Origin of the sequence: Streptomyces sp. NPDC005794 (genome assembly GCF_042871445.1) — a bacterium.
Taxonomy (GTDB): Bacteria; Actinomycetota; Actinomycetes; order Streptomycetales; family Streptomycetaceae; genus Streptomyces.
Window position 1 is genome coordinate 76894 of sequence record NZ_JBIAIN010000026.1, and the last position, 14602, is coordinate 91495.

The window sequence follows — 14602 nt, forward strand, 5'->3', positions numbered from 1 at the left end:
ACGTGCGGGACGGCGAACTCCGGCCGGCGACGGCACTGCGCCAGAGGCTGCCGCCGGCTGGGCGCGGCGTCCTGCAGATCCCCGCCGACCTGCTGGAACACGTGGCGGCTGTGGAAACGGCCGTGGACGGCCACACCGGTCACGAGGGTTTGTCCCGGGAATCGCGCGCCGGCCCGTGGCCTGCTGCGCAGGGGCCGTGCACCGGGGGGCTTGTACCAACCAGGTGCAACAGTATTGCTGTCTCACCAGTGGTGTGAAAGTCTCCGGCACCATCGAAGCGCGTCATCCCTCCGGCGCGGGCCCCGTGCGGTCCGGCCGACGGCGACAGGAGACGGCCGTGACCACGATCCTGCGAGTTCCCACCGAGACCGACCGGCTCACCCTGCCGGCGCTGTTGGCGCGTAACGCCGAAGACCATGGGGACCTGCCCGCCCTCTCGTGGCGGAGCCCGGACAACGGCGACGCATGGACCACTCTGACCTGGCGGGAGGTGCGCCGCGAGACCGCGGTGCTCGCCGCCGGATACGCCGCCCACGGTGTCGCACGCGGCCAACAGGTCCTGATGATGATGGGCAACCGCCCCGAACACTGGCTCAGCGACCTGGCCCTCACACACCTCGGTGCCGTACCGGTCACGGTGTACGGCACCGCTGCCCCCGGGCAGATCGCCCACATCGCCCGGCACAGCGGCGCCCGGCTGGCGGTCGTCGAGGGCGCGCGGGAACGCGAACTCTGGGAGCCTCTCCTCGCGGACGCCACCGTCCCCCTGGAGGTGCTCATCGTGGTGGAGCCGGAGGGCGCCGGTGACCGCCCCGCGTACGCCTCCCTGTACGCGACCGGACAACAGGGTTACGACGAGAAGGAGTTCGAAGCGGCCTGGCGCGTCCCGGGCGCCGAGGACCTGCTCACGGTCGTCTACACCTCGGGCACGACCGGCGATCCCAAGGCCGTGCCCCTCACCCACCGCAGCGTGGTCGTCAACGCGCTGGCCCTGGACCGGGTGGTGGAACTGCCGGACCATGTCGCGCACATCTGCTATCTGCCGTTCGCCCACATCGCCGAGCGGATGCTCGGGATCTACCTGCCGGTCTTCCGTGCCTCGCACGTCCACCTCTGCGCCGAGACCGCGGCGGTCGCCGCGACCGCCCGCGCCCTGCACCCCGCCCAGTTCTTCGGCGTCCCCCGCGTGTGGGAGAAGCTCGCCGCCTCCGTCAAGGCCGCGCTCGCCACCCTGCCCGAGGAGCAGCGGGCCGCGATCGAGGCGGCCGGGGACACGGCCCGCGAGCATGTGGCCTTCCGCGAGCGGGGCGAACAGCCTCCCGCGGAGCTCGAGACCGCCTACCGCCACGCCAAGGAGACGGTCCTGGACCCGGTGCTCTCCCTCGCCGGCTTCGAGCGACTGGTGTGGACGGCCAGCGCCTCCGCGCCCATGCCACTGGACGTGGTGCGCTTCTGGGCCGGTTTCGGCATGGTCGTGATGGACGCCTGGGGACTCACCGAGACCGTCGGGGTGTGCACCACCAACAGCCCGTCCGGATTCCGCCTCGGCTCGGTCGGCAGGCCGCTGGACGGACTGGAGCTGAGGATCGCCGACGACGGCGAGATCCTGGTCCGGGGCGAGACCGTGTTCCGGGGCTATCTGCGCGCCGACGGCACCGTGGAACGGGCTCTGGACGAGGACGGCTGGTTCGCGACCGGCGACATCGGACGCCTGGACGAGGCAGGTTTCCTCTGGCTCACCGACCGCAAGAAGGAAATGATCATCACCTCGACCGGGAAGAACGTGTCTCCGGCACTGGTGGAGAACACCCTCAAGGAACACCCGCTGATCGGCCAGGCGTTCGTCCACGGCGACGGGCACTCCTACCTGGTGGCGCTCCTCGTCCTGGACGCGGAGACGGCACCCGCCTGGGCCTCGGCCCGGGGCATCGAGGGCGGCGAGGACATGGCCGCGCTCGCCGCCCACCCCGCCGTTCGCGCGGAGGTGGACCGCGCCGTCCAGGCCGCCAACGCCCGGCTGAACCGCACCGAGCAGGTCAAACACCACCGGCTGCTGGCCGGGGAATGGGGCCCCGGCACCGGCGAGCTGACCCCCTCGCTGAAGCTGCGCCGCCGTGTCATCCGCGAGCAGTACGCACAGGTGCTGGACGCCCTCTACGAGGAGAGCGGCACCTGACCGGGGGCCGCCTGTCAGTGGGGGAACGTACGGTGAGGGCATGTCGAGGATCACCTACGTACAGGGCGACGCCACCAGCCCTCAGGGCAAGGGCGTCAAGCTGATCGTGCACGTCTGCAACGACCTGGGCGGCTGGGGCAAGGGCTTCGTCCTCGCCCTGTCCCGTCGCTGGCCCGAGCCGGAAGCCGCCTACCGTCGCTGGCACCGTGAGCGCGCGGGTAACGACTTCGGGCTGGGGGCCGCGCAGTTCGCTCAGGTCGAGCAGTACGTCTGGGTGGCGAACGTGGTGGGCCAGCGGGGGACACGCACCGGCAGCAAGGGAGTGCCGGTGCGTTACGAGGCGATCGACGCCGGTCTGGACAAGGTGGCCGCCAAGGCTGCCGAGCTGGGGGCCTCCGTCCACATGCCGCGGATCGGCTGCGGGCTGGCGGGCGGCGCCTGGCCCAAGGTCGAACCCCTCATCACCGAACGGCTGGTGAGCCGTGGCATCGAGGTGACGGTGTACGACTTCGGCTGAGCGCCGCCGCCCCTGCCGGGTGCTCTACAGGCCGTAGCTCTTGCCGATGATGTCGCGCTGGATCTCACTCGTGCCGCCGTACACCGTCGACACCACCGCCGCCCGCAGATGGCGCTCCATGTCGTACTCGGTGGCGTAGCCGTAGCCGCCCATCATCTGCATGCCCTCCAGCGCCGCGTGCTTCGCAGTCTCGGTGGCCTTGAGCTTCGCCATGGACGCCTCGCGGGGGAACAGCTTCTCCGGTTCGGCGTCGCAGGCCGCCGCCACGTCGAAGACCAGCAGCCGTGCGCACTCGATCTCGGTGGCCAGGTCGGCCAGCCGGTGCCGCAGGGCCTGGAAGGAGCCGACCGGGCGGCCGAACTGCTCGCGTCCCCGCACATACGCCACGGTGTCGTCCAGGATCCGCTCCGCCAGACCCAGCATGTTCGCCGCCAGGAAGAGCCGCTCCGCGTCGAGGCCCGCCATCAGCTGGGTCCAGGCGTGGTCCGCCGAGCCCACCACGGCGTCGGCCGGCAGCCTGACATCGGTGAAGAAGACGTCGTTGACCTCACGCCCGCCCATCGTCTCGATCGGCCGTATCCCGACGCCCGGTGTCCCGGCCGGGACATGGAACATGGTCAGCCCTTGGTGTTTCGAGCCGCTCGCCTCGGTCCGGGCCACCAGCAGGATGTGCTCGGCCAGATGCGCGTTGGAGATCCATGTCTTGTGACCGTTGACCACCCAGCCGCCGTCCGGTGTGCGTTCGGCCTTGCACCGCAGCGCGGCCACGTCGGATCCGGCCTCCGGCTCCGACATCGCGACGGACAGCACCTGGCCGGCCACCGCGCCACCGATCGCCGCCTCGCACTGGGCCTCGCTGCCGAATCGCTCGTACGCCTTCGCCGTGATCACCGAGGTGATGAAGCCGCCCGCCGGCACGAGGCCGCGCGCCGTCTCCCGCAGAAAGAGGCAGGCATCCGTCATCCCGCCTCCCGCGCCCCCGTAGGCCTCCGGCAGGCACACACCGAGCCAGCCGAGCTCCGCCAGCCGGGCGTAGAGCGACGGGGCGTGCGGGCCGCCCGTCTCCGCGGCCAGCGCGTCGCGCTGCTCGCGCGTGCCGCACTCGCGCCGGGCGAAGTCGCGCAGGGCCGTGACGAATGCCCGCTGCTCGGAGGAGAGCGACCGCGGGAGGGCGTGGACGGTGGACATGGACTACCTCCGGAGGCGGGTTACAAAGGAATGAATGAGGTAACACTGTTGCGTTGTCGATATGGTTGAGTGGTTGCACAGAACGGGGAGGGCTCATGGCGGCACCGGGTGACAACGAGACACTGCTGACCAGGGCGCTCGGTGAGACGCCGCCGTCGGACGCGCTGACCGAACAGATCCTGGACGCGGCGCGCGAGCAGTTCATGACCTTCGGGTTGCGTCGCTCGACCGTCGACGACGTGGCCAAGCGCGCCAAGGTCTCGCGGGTCACCGTGTACCGGCGGATCGGCAACAAGGACAGCCTGGTCTCCGCCTGCCTGCTGCGGGAGTACCGCAGATTCGTCGTGGACGTGGACGAGGCGGTGGCCGCCCTGCCCACCATGGAGGACCGCCTCGTCGCCGGCTTCGTCGCCGTCCTCAAGCACATCCGTGAACACCCGCTGGTAGGCGGGCTGCTGAGGCTGGAGCCGGAGATCATGCTCCCCTTCCTCACGCTGGAGAGCGGCCCGGCCTTCCTCGCGATGCGCGGATATCTGACCGATCGGCTCCGCCACGCCCAGCGCGCCGAAGGGCGGCCGGAGACGGACCCGACACCGGTCGCCGAACTGATGGTGCGGATCACCGTCTCCTTCCTCCTCAATCCGGTGAGCTGCTTCGAACTGGACGACGACGAGCAGGTGCGCGGCTTCGCCCGCCGCTGTCTGGTGCCGTTGCTCAACGCCACGTGACCGACCTCAGAACCGGGCGTGCAGCTTCCTGCCCAGCTCGACCGCCCGGGCCGCCTTCTCCCGAGGCGTCGCGAACGACGTCAGGTCCGCCACCGGTGCGAACCGCCGCACGGTGACCGAATGCGGCGCAGCGAAGCCCCGCAGCCCTTCCTCGCCGTGGATCCGCCCGTACCCCGACTCGCCCGCACCGCCGAACGGCAGTGAGGGAATCGCGGCGAAGCCGAGTATCGAATTCACCGACACGGCGCCGGAGCCGAGGCGCTCGGCCAGCGCGAGCCCCGCCGCACGGGAGCGGGTGAAGACGGCGGCGCCCAGGGAGTACGCCGACGCGTTGGCCCGTTCCACGGCCTCGTCCATGTCGCGCACCGGGTTCACCACGACGACCGGGCCGAAGGTCTCCTCGGTCATGGCCGGTGAATCCTCCGGCACATCCGACATCACCACCGGCCCGAGCACGTGGGCCCGAAGGGCGTCGGGTCCGCCCAGCCTGGCCGTGCCGCCGTCCAGCAGGGCCTGTTTCACATGGCGTTCCACCACGCCGAGCTGAGCGGGCAGTGTGAGCGGGCCGTAGGCCTCACCGGGCGCAAGCGCCCGCGCCCGGCTCACGATGCGCGCGCACAGTGCTTCGTGCACCGAGGCCACCGCGTACACCCGCTCCACGCCCGCACAGGTCTGTCCGGCGTTACCCATGGCGCCCCACACGATCGCGTCTGCCGCCGCGTCCAGATCGGCGTCCGCCGCCACCAGCACCGCGTCCTTGCCCCCGCACTCGGCGAGCAGCGGTGTGAGGGTGGCCGCGCAGGCCGCCGCGACCTTGCGGGCGGTGCCGGGCGAGCCCGTGAAGGCGACCTTGTCCACACCGGACGGCCCGTCCGCTCCGGCCAGCGCGGCCCCGGTGGAACCCGGGCCCGTGACCGCCCGCAGCAGATCCGCGTGGTCCGGCACGGCTTCTCCGAAGCTCCGGGCCAGCAGGACCCCCACTCCTGGCGTGAGTTCGGACGGCTTGAACACCACGGCGTTGCCTGCCGCGAGGGCGTAACCGATCGACCCCATCGGCGTGTAGAGCGGATAGTTCCACGGCCCGATCACCCCGATCACGCCGAGCGGCCGGTAGGACAGCAGCGCCCGCTGATGGATCGACAGCAGACCGGAGGACACCCGCCGCCGGCCCAGCACCCGGTGGGCATTGCGTGCCGCCCAGTCCAGATGGACCACTGTCAGCAGCACTTCGGAGCGGGCGTCGCGCACCGGCTTCCCGGTCTCGGCGGCGATCACCTCGGCGAACTCGTCCGCGCGAAGGGCGAGCCGGCGCTTCCACCGCAGCAGTGCCGCGCGCCGCTCCCGCGCTCCGAGCGAGGCCCAGCCGCGGCCGGCGCTCCTGGCCCGTGCCACCGCGGCGCGGATGTCCTCGATGCCGTGCGCCGCACGGTTCGTTCCGGTCGTCATGACTTCTCCAGGGGCAGAGGTTCCAGCGGTCGGCCCTGCGCCCAGTGCGGACCGAGATCGTCGAGCTGGTATCCGAAGGGGTAGCTGCGTGGCCGGGGGCGGGAGGGCAGCCACCGGGGCCGGGCGGGCAGCAGCCGTACGCCGCGTGACCGGGCGCGCACGAGACGCACGGCGGCCGCCCGCACCCACCGTGGCTGCGCGGGGAAGCCCAGCGCGCGTAACAGCGGCTCGTCCAGCAGGGCGAGCGAGAACCTGGCCACCAGGGGGCGCAGCGGGGCCGGGTACCAGGCGGCCATGACCCGGAAGGTGGCGTTGGCGACCCGGCGGTTCGCCGGGTCGTACGCGAACATCCGGTCCTCGTAGGAGTCGAGCAGCTTCTCGAACCCCTCGTAGGTGTCGGGAACGTCGTCGATGCCCATCATGGCGGCCATCCGCCGCCCCACTTCCGCCAGCGCTCCCGTCTCCTGCGCGCACAGGGGCCGCCACCCGAACCGGTCGATCCAGCGTTTGGGGCCGACGACCGTGGTGGCCAGCACATAGAGGTAGTCCTCGTTCGGGATGCGGTACTTGCCGTGGATCCGGTTGAGATGCCGGGCCGCGGCCCGGGCGCGCTCCGAGTCGAAGCCGTCGGCCGCCATCTCGTATCCGAAGAGGACGGTGTCGTCGTAGCGCTTCTGACCGTTGCGCTCGAACTCCTGGGTGCGGTCGAGCAGTACGGAGATCCTCGGGACCCCGTAGTCACGCAGGAAGGCGACACTGATGCCCTGCCGGTAGTCCCACGGGAACTCGTACTGGGACATCAGCCGGAGTATCTCCGCGCAGTCGCGGGCGGGATCCATCCGGCGTATCTCGCGCAGTCGGCTGTAGCGGCTCATGGCGTGCGCCCTCCTCTGTCTCTGTGAACACGGCCGGTTTCAGGTGCGGGGGCCGGCCGTGAGGCCGGTGTGGCTCAACTCGCTTGCTGCGTCAGGCATGTGACGTCCCCTCTCGCCCCGAGAGTCAAAGTTACAAATACTATTGACTTGTTTCACGAGGCGCGTCAACACTGCTGACACGGATTCGAAGAAGGGAGCCCGCATGGACACGCACAAGGGTGCCGAGCCACCCTCCGCCGCAAGGGCACCACTCCGTGGCAGTGCCGCATGGCGCTACTTCGGGGACATCCGGAACTTCCTGATCGCCCCCCAGCTGCTGCTGCTCCAGGTCGCCCACCCTGTCGTGGGCGCGGGCGTCGAGGACCACTCGGACTTCCGTGCCGCTCCGTGGCAGCGACTGTGGCGCACGGTGTCGTCGCTGCACACCGTGATCTACGGGGGGCAGGCCGCCGCGACCGCCGAGGGCGAGCGCCTCCTGCGCGTCCACGCCCCGTTGAAGGGCACCGACAGCCAGGGCCGTCGCTACCACGCGCTCAACCCGGAGGCGTACCACTGGGTCCACGCCACCCTGGTCCGCGGTGGGTACGACGGGCACCGGATCTTCGGTACGGGGCTCAGCGCCGAGGAGACCGAGGAGTACTACCGGGGCATGCGCGACGTCGGACGGATCTGGGGGCTCAAGGACCACCACCTGCCGCCCGACTGGGCCTCCTTCTGCGCGTACTACGACGAGACGGTCGGTGAACGGCTGGAGCTCAACCAGTCGGTCCTGGACGTCCTGACCGAACTGCGCCGCCCGCAGAAACCACCGGTCCGCCGGCTCCCCGAAGCCCTCTGGCGCCCCGTCGGCGCCAAGGCCGCGCACTACGTCCTGCTGGTCACCGTCGGCACCCTGCCCCCGGCGCTCCGCGAGCGCCTCGACCTGGAGTGGAGCCCTCGCGAGGAACGCGCCCTGCGCCGTTTCGTCCGGCTGGTGCGGGTGCTCGTGAAGCTGGTCCCGCCACCCCTGCGGCTCGCCGGCGCGCTCGCGATCGCATACTGGAACACACACGGGCCCGGCACCGATCCGAGCGCCCGCCGGCCCTTGGGAGCACCCGCATGACCAGCGCAGGAGAGCCCGCACCGCCCCCGCCGGGCGGCGTCCTGTGGAGCCTCGCCGGCGACATCCGCGGACTGCTGATGCTGCCCGCCGCGCTCACCCTCCAGGTCGCCCACCCCGCCGTCGGCGCCGGCGTCGACGACCACTCGGTCTTCCGTACGGACCCCTGGGGGCGCGGAGAGCGTTCCCTGAGGTCCCTCCAGCTCTGGGTGTACGGGGGAGAGGCCGCCGCGGAGGAGGGGCGCAGGCTCAGGAAGCTGCACCGCACGATCCAGGGCACCGACACCCGGGGCCGCCGCTACCACGCGCTCACACCCGCGAACTACGCGTGGGTGCACGCCACCGGCTTCCCCGTCTATCGGCACGCGTCGCGCTATCTGGTCCGCCCGCTCACCGGGCCGCAGGAACGCGCCCTGTACCGCGAGTGGCTCCAGGTCGGCCGGGTCCTGGGCATCCAGGACCGGGACATGCCGCAGACGATCGAGGAATTCTGGCCGTACTACCGCAAGATGCTGGCCGACGAGGTGGAGGCCACCGTCGTCGTCCGGGAACTGGTCGCCACGGACATTCCCGTACCGCCGCCGGACCGGGGGCCCCTCGGGCTGCGGCTGCTGCTGAGAGCGCTGTGGCCCTTGCTGTTCCCGCCGCTGGCGCGGTTCCGCAGCTTCATCACCGTCGGCCTGATGCCGCCCGACGCCCGCGAGGCCATCGGGCTGGACTGGACCCCCGAGCAGGAACGGCGCCTGCGGCGCTTCGGTGCCGTGGTCCGGCGGATCGTGCCGCTGCTCCCGGAGCGGCTGCGCTATCTGCCGCTCGCCAGGTCGGCGCGGGCCGAGTGGCGGGCCGGCCGAAGGCGGTCGGGCTGATCCTCCACGGTTCCGCGGCCCACCGGCCGGGTCGCGGGCCCGCCCCGCCCGGCGGGGGTCTCAGGCCGAGGCGCGGTGGACCAGTTCGGTCGGAGTGATCACGGACTCGGGCCAGGCCGCCGTGTCGCTGTTCAGCCGTTCCATCAGCAGCCGCACCATCAGCCGCCCCATGCCCTCGACGTCCTGACGGACCGTCGTCAGCGGTGGTACGGCGGCCTCCGCCACCGACGCCATGTCGTCGAACCCGACCACGGCCACGTCCTCCGGCACCCGGACGCCCCGCTCCCGCAGCACCCGCAGGGCGCCCGACGCCATCAGGTCGTTGGACACGAAGACGGCGTCGAGATCGGGACGGGTGTCCAACAAGCTCTCCATGGCCCGGGCCCCGCCCTCCGTGGTGAAGTCACCGACCGCGACGAGCTCCCGTCCCGCGTCCGGCAGCACGTCGTGGTACCCGTCGATCCGGTCGAGTGCCGACACCTGGTCACGGGGTCCGGCGATGTGTGCGATGCGCCGCCGGCCGAGCGAGACCAGATGCCGTACGGCCTCGCGGGCGCCGCCCCGGTTGTCGCAGTCGACGTATGGCACCTGCGGCGCGTCCTCGCCGGCCGCCGGGTGATCCGGGCGGCCCCCGTAGACCGTGGGGACCTGGAACCGCCGGAGGATCGCCGGCAGTTCGTCGTCCGTGTGCAGCGAGAAGGCCAGCACGCCGTCCACATGCCCCCCTGCCAGATAGCGGGTGACCCGGTCGAAGTCCCCGCTGCCCTCCACCAGGAGCAGGACCAGCTGTGCGTCGTGGGCGTTGAGTTCGCGGCTGATCCCGCGGATCTGGCGGGAGAAGAACGGGTCGGAGAAGATCCGGAACTCGGGCTCGTCGATGACCACGGCCACGGCGCCGTTGCGCCGGGTGACCAGCGTCCGCGCCGCATGGTTCGGGATGTAGCCGAGCTCGTCGACCGCCCTGCGCACCTGGTCCACGAGTGGCTGCCGCACACCCGCACCGCCGTTGACGACACGGGACGCCGTCGCCCTTGACACCCCGGCACGGGCGGCCACGGCCTCCAGGGTGGGCCGGGCGGCACGCTTCGGATCGAGGGTTGGGTCGGGCAAGAGTCGCTCCTCGTACACGCGCGTCCCGGCTGGGAGCGGCTGGAACTGGCGGGTTCGGCACGAACGCCGTCAGCCTAACCGCCTGGTCCGGGCGATCGGACAGATGATCGCACCACGATCATGCGACATATCGGTGCACAAAAGGTCAAGCCGGAACGGCTTGTTGATCCGTCGAGATGCACACCGCGTGTGGTACTGCCTACGGAGAGCGAAATTTCGCACTGCGTGAAAGGTGCCATTTGTGTCACACGACGAGCAGGATCCGGGCGGTCGGGGAGACTACCTCCCGGTCACGGCCGATCTACCCGCCGAGCCGCATCACGGCCGGCGCCCCACGACCGACCGGGTGGTCTTCGGCGTCACGGCGGTGCTCACCGTCGCCTTCGTGGTCTGGGGTTCCACGGCCACCGACTCGTTGGAGAACGTCTCCAGCACGCTGCTCAACGGGCTGATCCACAACGGTGGCTGGGCCTTCATGCTGGCGGCCTCCGGGTTCGTGGTCTTCGCCCTCTGGCTCGCGATCAGCCGTTACGGGAAGATCTCGCTCGGACAGGAGGGTGAGGAGCCCGAGTTCCGTACGGTCTCCTGGGTCGCGATGATGTTCAGCGCCGGCATGGGAATCGGCCTGATGTTCTACGGCGTCAGTGAGCCGCTGGCCCACTTCGTCGATCCGCCGCCCGGCACCCATCCCACGGTCGCCGCCGAGGCCTTGCAGACGGCGATGGCCACCACCCTCTTCCACTGGACCCTGCACCCCTGGGCGATCTACGCCGTCGTCGGCCTCGCCATCGCGTACAGCGCCTACCGCCGGCACAGAAGGCAGACGATCAGCTCTGTCTTCGTGCCGCTCATCGGTGAGACGCGCGCCCACGGAACCCTCGGCCGGATCATCGACATCCTCGCCATCTTCGCGACCCTGTTCGGCTCGGCGGCCTCGCTCGGTCTCGGCGCGCTCCAGATCGGCAGTGGTTTCCAGGAACTCAACTGGATGGAGAAGACAGGCACCGGCCTTCTGGTCGCGATCATCGCGGTGCTGACGGTCGCCTTCGTCGCCTCGGCCGTGTCCGGAGTCGAGAAGGGCATCCAGTGGCTGTCCAACATCAACATGGTGCTCGCCCTGATCCTGGTGATCTTCGTCTTCATCGCGGGGCCCACCATCATCGTGCTCGACCTGCTGCCCACCTCCATCGCCGCGTACTTCGGTGACCTCGCCCAGCTCGCCGGGCGCACCGAGGCCACCGGAAAGGGGGCAGTGGCCGACTGGCTCGCCAGCTGGACGGTCTTCTACTGGGCGTGGTGGATCTCGTGGACGCCCTTCGTCGGCATGTTCATCGCCAGGATCAGCCGGGGCCGGACGATCCGTCAGTTCGTCGGCGGTGTGATCCTGGTGCCCAGCACGGTCAGCCTGGTCTGGTTCGCCGTCTTCGGCGGATCGGCGATCCGGCTGGAGGAGGCGGGGGAACTCAAGGGCGTCGGCGACACCCCGGAGGCACAGCTCTTCGGCGTGCTCCAGCAGTTCCCGGTCGCGACCCTCATGAGCATCCTGGTGATGGTCCTGGTCGGCATCTTCTTCGTCTCGGGCGCAGACGCCGCATCGATCGTGATGGGAACGCTCTCCCAGAAGGGCGTCCTCGAACCCGCCAAGTGGGTCGTGATCTTCTGGGGCGTCGTCACCGGAGCCGTCGCGGCCGTCATGCTGCTCATCGGCAACGGCCAGGGCGACGCGCTGGCAGGACTGCAGAATCTGACCATCCTGGTGGCCGCGCCCTTCACCCTCGTCATGATCGGCATGTGCGTGTCCCTCATGAGGGACCTGAGGCACGACCCGATGATCGTCCGCAGGGAGTTCGGCGTGGAGGCCGTCGAAACCGCGGTCATCCAGGGGCACGCCAAGTACGACGGGGACTTCGAGATCCGGATCGGTCCCGGGCCGGCGGAGGTCACCTCCGACGAGCGGCACAAGCACGAGCCGCCCGCCTGATCCGGCTCGCTCCTGTGCCTCCTCACGCTCCTCGCCCGGGTCAGGGGCCGCGGCTCAGCCCACCAGCTGGGCCGCGGCCCGCGCACAGCCCCGGGCCACCGGCACCCCGGCCCCGCCGTGCCCGTAGTTGTGCACCAGTCCGCTGCCCGGCAGCTCCTCGGCCTCGACGTGCACCCCCGCGTCCCGGGCCGGCCGCAGCCCCACCGCGGTGGCCGATGACACGCGCTCCCGCGATCTCAGGCCGTATCCGCGCGCACCGTGCCACGATCTCCCCGGCCGTACGCGGATCGGGCTCCGTGCGCGAATCGTCCACCTCCGCCGTGCCGCCCAGGACCAGCCCGCCCGGCTGCGGGAACATGTACGTCGTCGCGCTGGACGCCGGATCCACCAGGGTGAACCACTTGTCGATCCCCGGGTTCTCCACCACCACCACATGGCCCCGGACCGGCCGCACCCCGGCGACCATGCGCACACCGGTCTCCACGGGGGGTGGCCAGCTCTTCGTACACCCGCAGCGTCTCGAGCGACCACGCTCCGACCAGCGCCTCGGGCTCGATCCGGTACGGCCACCGGAGCGCACCGGCCACGGCCGACGTCGTGGCCGAGGCCGGCTCGCCGGACCAGACCTGTCTCGCGCCCGCCGGGAAGCGGAACGGGCCAGGGTCGCACCCGTGGTCCGGCGGAGAGACGGCCGCCGGAGGTTCGTTAGGATCGGGACCCTGATGACTGCCACTCTCGTCGCCAAGGAACTCGCCGCCGGGCACGGCGACCGCACCCTCTTCGCCGGACTCGACCTCGTCGTCGCGCCCGGTGACGTGATCGGTCTCGTCGGAGCCAACGGCGCCGGCAAATCCTCGCTGCTCCGCCTGCTCGCCGGGCTCGACCGGCCGGAGGAGGGCGAGCTCCGGCTCTCCCCGCCCACCGCCACCGTCGGACACCTCCCCCAGGAGCCCGAGCGCCGGGCGGGGGAGTCGGTACGGGAGTTCCTCGCCCGCCGCACCGGGGTCGCCGAGGCCCAGGCCGCGATGGACGCCGCGACCCAGGCACTGGTCGACGGGGCGCCCGGCGCCGATGACGCGTACTCCGACACCCTGGAGCGCTGGCTCGCCCTGGGCGGTGCCGACCTGGACGAGCGGGCCGAGGAGGTGGCCGCCGACCTCGGGCTCACCATCGGCCTCGACCTGCCGATGACCGCGCTCTCCGGCGGCCAGGCGGCCCGCGCCGGCCTGGCCTCGCTCCTGCTCTCGCGCTACGACGTCTTCCTGCTCGACGAACCCACCAACGACCTGGACCTCGACGGTCTGGAGCGCCTGGAGCGCTTCGTGTCGGGACTGCGTGCCGGTACCGTCGTCGTCAGCCATGACCGCGAGTTCCTGATGCGCACCGTCACCAAGGTCCTGGAACTCGATCTCGCCCAGCAGGAGATCAACCTCTACGGCGGCGGCTACGCCTCCTACCTGGAGGAGCGCGAGCGCGCCCGCGCACACGCACGCGAGGAGTTCGAGGAGTACGCCGACAAGCGCTCCTCGCTCGAGGGCCGCGCCCAGATGCAGCGGGGCTGGATGGACAAGGGTGTCAAGAACGCCCGACGCAAGGCCACCGACAACGACAAGATCGGCCGCAAGTTCCGCAGCGAGGCCAGCGAGAAGCAGGCCGCGAAGGCCAAGCAGACCCAGCGCATGATCGAGCGCCTCGACGTCGTCGAGGAACCCCGCAAGGAGTGGGAGCTGCGGATGGAGATCGCCTCCGCGCCGCGCTCCGGATCGGTCGTCGCCACCCTCCGCGACGCCGCCGTCGTCCGCGGGGACTTCTCCTTCGGGCCGGCCACCCTGCAGATCGACTGGGCCGACCGGGTCGCCATCACCGGGGCCAACGGGGCGGGCAAGTCCACCCTGCTGGCCGCCCTCCTCGGCCGTCTCCCCCTCGACGCGGGCCACGTCTCGCTCGGCTCGGGCGTGGTGGTGGGCGAGGTCGACCAGGCCCGCCAGCTGTTCCACGGCACGGAGAGTCTGCTGGACGCCTTCTGCGCGGCCGTCCCCGACACCGAGCCGGCCGAGGTGCGCACCCTGCTCGCCAAGTTCGGCCTGCGCGCCGACCACGTGCTGCGCCCCGCCACGACCCTCTCCCCGGGCGAACGCACCCGGGCGGGCCTCGCGCTCCTGCAGGGCAGGGGCGTCAACCTGCTGGTGCTGGACGAGCCGACGAACCACCTGGACCTGCCGGCGATCGAGCAGCTGGAGTCGGCGCTGGACGCGTACACCGGGACGTTGCTGCTGGTCACGCACGACCGGCGGATGCTCGATGCCGTCCACACGACCCGCCGCGTCGAGGTCGCTGACGGCAAGGTCACCGAGAGCGGCTGACGCGTAGGCCCCGCCCGTCCCGTCGTACGGGAGGAGCGGGGCCGGTCCGCCGGGGCTGCCTCAGCCGACGTAGCTGATGCCGGACGAGGCGCAGACGCAGTGGGTTGCCGTCGCCGTTGTGCTGGAACACCGTGTCCTCAGCCGGCTTGATCGTCGGGGGCCGGCCCTCGTCCTGACCGCCGCTGCCCAGATCACCGGCGAACGATCAGGAACAGCGACGGGTGGCAGGAGGAGCCTCCTGCCACCCGTCCGC

At 71.1% G+C, this 14602-nt stretch carries 11 protein-coding genes and 1 pseudogene; 7 read left to right on the forward strand and 5 right to left on the reverse strand.

Annotated elements, in window-relative coordinates:
• The first annotated feature begins 337 nt into the window (after positions 1-337).
• Together ACFYQ5_RS31830 and ACFYQ5_RS31835 are read left to right on the forward strand one after the other, a co-directional pair.
• Positions 338-2176 (forward strand): AMP-dependent synthetase/ligase, encoded by a 1839-nt coding sequence (locus ACFYQ5_RS31830; RefSeq protein WP_389202592.1) that lies wholly within the window; start codon positions 338-340, stop codon positions 2174-2176.
• A 40-nt stretch (positions 2177-2216) separates the two neighbouring features.
• Positions 2217-2693, forward strand: a complete 477-nt coding sequence (locus tag ACFYQ5_RS31835; protein WP_389202593.1) for a macro domain-containing protein — start codon at positions 2217-2219, stop codon at positions 2691-2693.
• A gap of 24 nt (positions 2694-2717) precedes the next feature.
• On the opposite strand, the gene ACFYQ5_RS31840 is transcribed toward ACFYQ5_RS31835, so the two are convergent.
• Positions 2718-3881 (reverse strand): acyl-CoA dehydrogenase family protein, encoded by a 1164-nt coding sequence (locus ACFYQ5_RS31840; RefSeq protein ID WP_389202595.1) that lies wholly within the window; start codon positions 3879-3881, stop codon positions 2718-2720.
• A gap of 95 nt (positions 3882-3976) precedes the next feature.
• On the opposite strand from ACFYQ5_RS31840, the gene ACFYQ5_RS31845 reads away from it, so the two are divergent.
• Positions 3977-4609, forward strand: coding sequence for a TetR/AcrR family transcriptional regulator (locus tag ACFYQ5_RS31845; protein ID WP_389202596.1), 633 nt, complete (start codon positions 3977-3979; stop codon positions 4607-4609).
• A gap of 6 nt (positions 4610-4615) precedes the next feature.
• On the opposite strand, the gene ACFYQ5_RS31850 is transcribed toward ACFYQ5_RS31845, so the two are convergent.
• Both ACFYQ5_RS31850 and ACFYQ5_RS31855 read right to left on the reverse strand, forming a co-directional pair.
• Positions 4616-6055 carry an aldehyde dehydrogenase family protein gene (locus ACFYQ5_RS31850; protein ID WP_389202598.1) on the reverse strand — a complete coding sequence of 480 codons (1440 nt, stop codon included), beginning with the start codon at positions 6053-6055 and terminating at the stop codon, positions 4616-4618.
• Positions 6052-6930 (reverse strand): oxygenase MpaB family protein, encoded by an 879-nt coding sequence (locus ACFYQ5_RS31855; protein ID WP_389202599.1) that lies wholly within the window; start codon positions 6928-6930, stop codon positions 6052-6054. Before ACFYQ5_RS31855 ends, ACFYQ5_RS31850 begins: the two co-directional genes overlap by 4 nt.
• Before the next feature lie 202 nt (positions 6931-7132).
• Here ACFYQ5_RS31855 and ACFYQ5_RS31860 point away from each other — a divergent pair, with 202 nt between their 5' ends.
• Positions 7133-8032: an oxygenase MpaB family protein gene (locus ACFYQ5_RS31860; protein ID WP_389202601.1), complete on the forward strand. Its 900-nt coding sequence runs from the start codon at positions 7133-7135 to the stop codon at positions 8030-8032.
• A complete protein-coding gene (locus tag ACFYQ5_RS31865; protein WP_389202603.1) occupies positions 8029-8895 on the forward strand; it encodes an oxygenase MpaB family protein in 867 nt (288 codons plus the stop codon). The genes ACFYQ5_RS31860 and ACFYQ5_RS31865 overlap by 4 nt, the downstream gene beginning before the upstream one ends.
• A gap of 60 nt (positions 8896-8955) precedes the next feature.
• Here ACFYQ5_RS31865 and ACFYQ5_RS31870 read toward each other — a convergent pair whose 3' ends face one another.
• The gene (locus tag ACFYQ5_RS31870) at positions 8956-10005 is read right to left on the reverse strand and encodes a LacI family DNA-binding transcriptional regulator (RefSeq protein ID WP_389202605.1); all 1050 of its coding nucleotides are present in this window, start codon (positions 10003-10005) and stop codon (positions 8956-8958) included.
• A gap of 241 nt (positions 10006-10246) precedes the next feature.
• Between ACFYQ5_RS31870 and ACFYQ5_RS31875 the strand changes: the two genes are divergently transcribed.
• Positions 10247-11986 carry a BCCT family transporter gene (locus ACFYQ5_RS31875; RefSeq protein WP_389202606.1) on the forward strand — a complete coding sequence of 580 codons (1740 nt, stop codon included), beginning with the start codon at positions 10247-10249 and terminating at the stop codon, positions 11984-11986.
• Positions 11987-12040: 54 nt separating this feature from the next.
• Here the strand turns inward: ACFYQ5_RS31875 and ACFYQ5_RS31880 are convergent.
• Positions 12041-12615: pseudogene (locus ACFYQ5_RS31880) on the reverse strand (FAD-dependent oxidoreductase); the annotation flags it as partial.
• A gap of 93 nt (positions 12616-12708) precedes the next feature.
• Here ACFYQ5_RS31880 and ACFYQ5_RS31885 point away from each other — a divergent pair.
• Positions 12709-14349 (forward strand): ABC-F family ATP-binding cassette domain-containing protein, encoded by a 1641-nt coding sequence (locus ACFYQ5_RS31885; protein WP_389202607.1) that lies wholly within the window; start codon positions 12709-12711, stop codon positions 14347-14349.
• The last annotated feature ends 253 nt before the right edge of the window (positions 14350-14602 follow it).

Excerpts from the sequence above, each read along its gene's own strand:
- ACFYQ5_RS31835 (WP_389202593.1), top strand. The coding sequence starts at position 2,217 with ATGTCGAGGATCACCTACGTACAGGGCGACGCCACCAGCCCTCAGGGC.
- ACFYQ5_RS31840 (WP_389202595.1), bottom strand. The coding sequence starts at position 3,881 with ATGTCCACCGTCCACGCCCTCCCGCGGTCGCTCTCCTCCGAGCAGCGG.
- ACFYQ5_RS31845 (WP_389202596.1), top strand. The coding sequence starts at position 3,977 with ATGGCGGCACCGGGTGACAACGAGACACTGCTGACCAGGGCGCTCGGT.
- ACFYQ5_RS31850 (WP_389202598.1), bottom strand. The coding sequence starts at position 6,055 with ATGACGACCGGAACGAACCGTGCGGCGCACGGCATCGAGGACATCCGC.
- ACFYQ5_RS31855 (WP_389202599.1), bottom strand. The coding sequence starts at position 6,930 with ATGAGCCGCTACAGCCGACTGCGCGAGATACGCCGGATGGATCCCGCC.
- ACFYQ5_RS31860 (WP_389202601.1), top strand. The coding sequence starts at position 7,133 with ATGGACACGCACAAGGGTGCCGAGCCACCCTCCGCCGCAAGGGCACCA.
- ACFYQ5_RS31865 (WP_389202603.1), top strand. The coding sequence starts at position 8,029 with ATGACCAGCGCAGGAGAGCCCGCACCGCCCCCGCCGGGCGGCGTCCTG.
- ACFYQ5_RS31885 (WP_389202607.1), top strand. The coding sequence starts at position 12,709 with ATGACTGCCACTCTCGTCGCCAAGGAACTCGCCGCCGGGCACGGCGAC.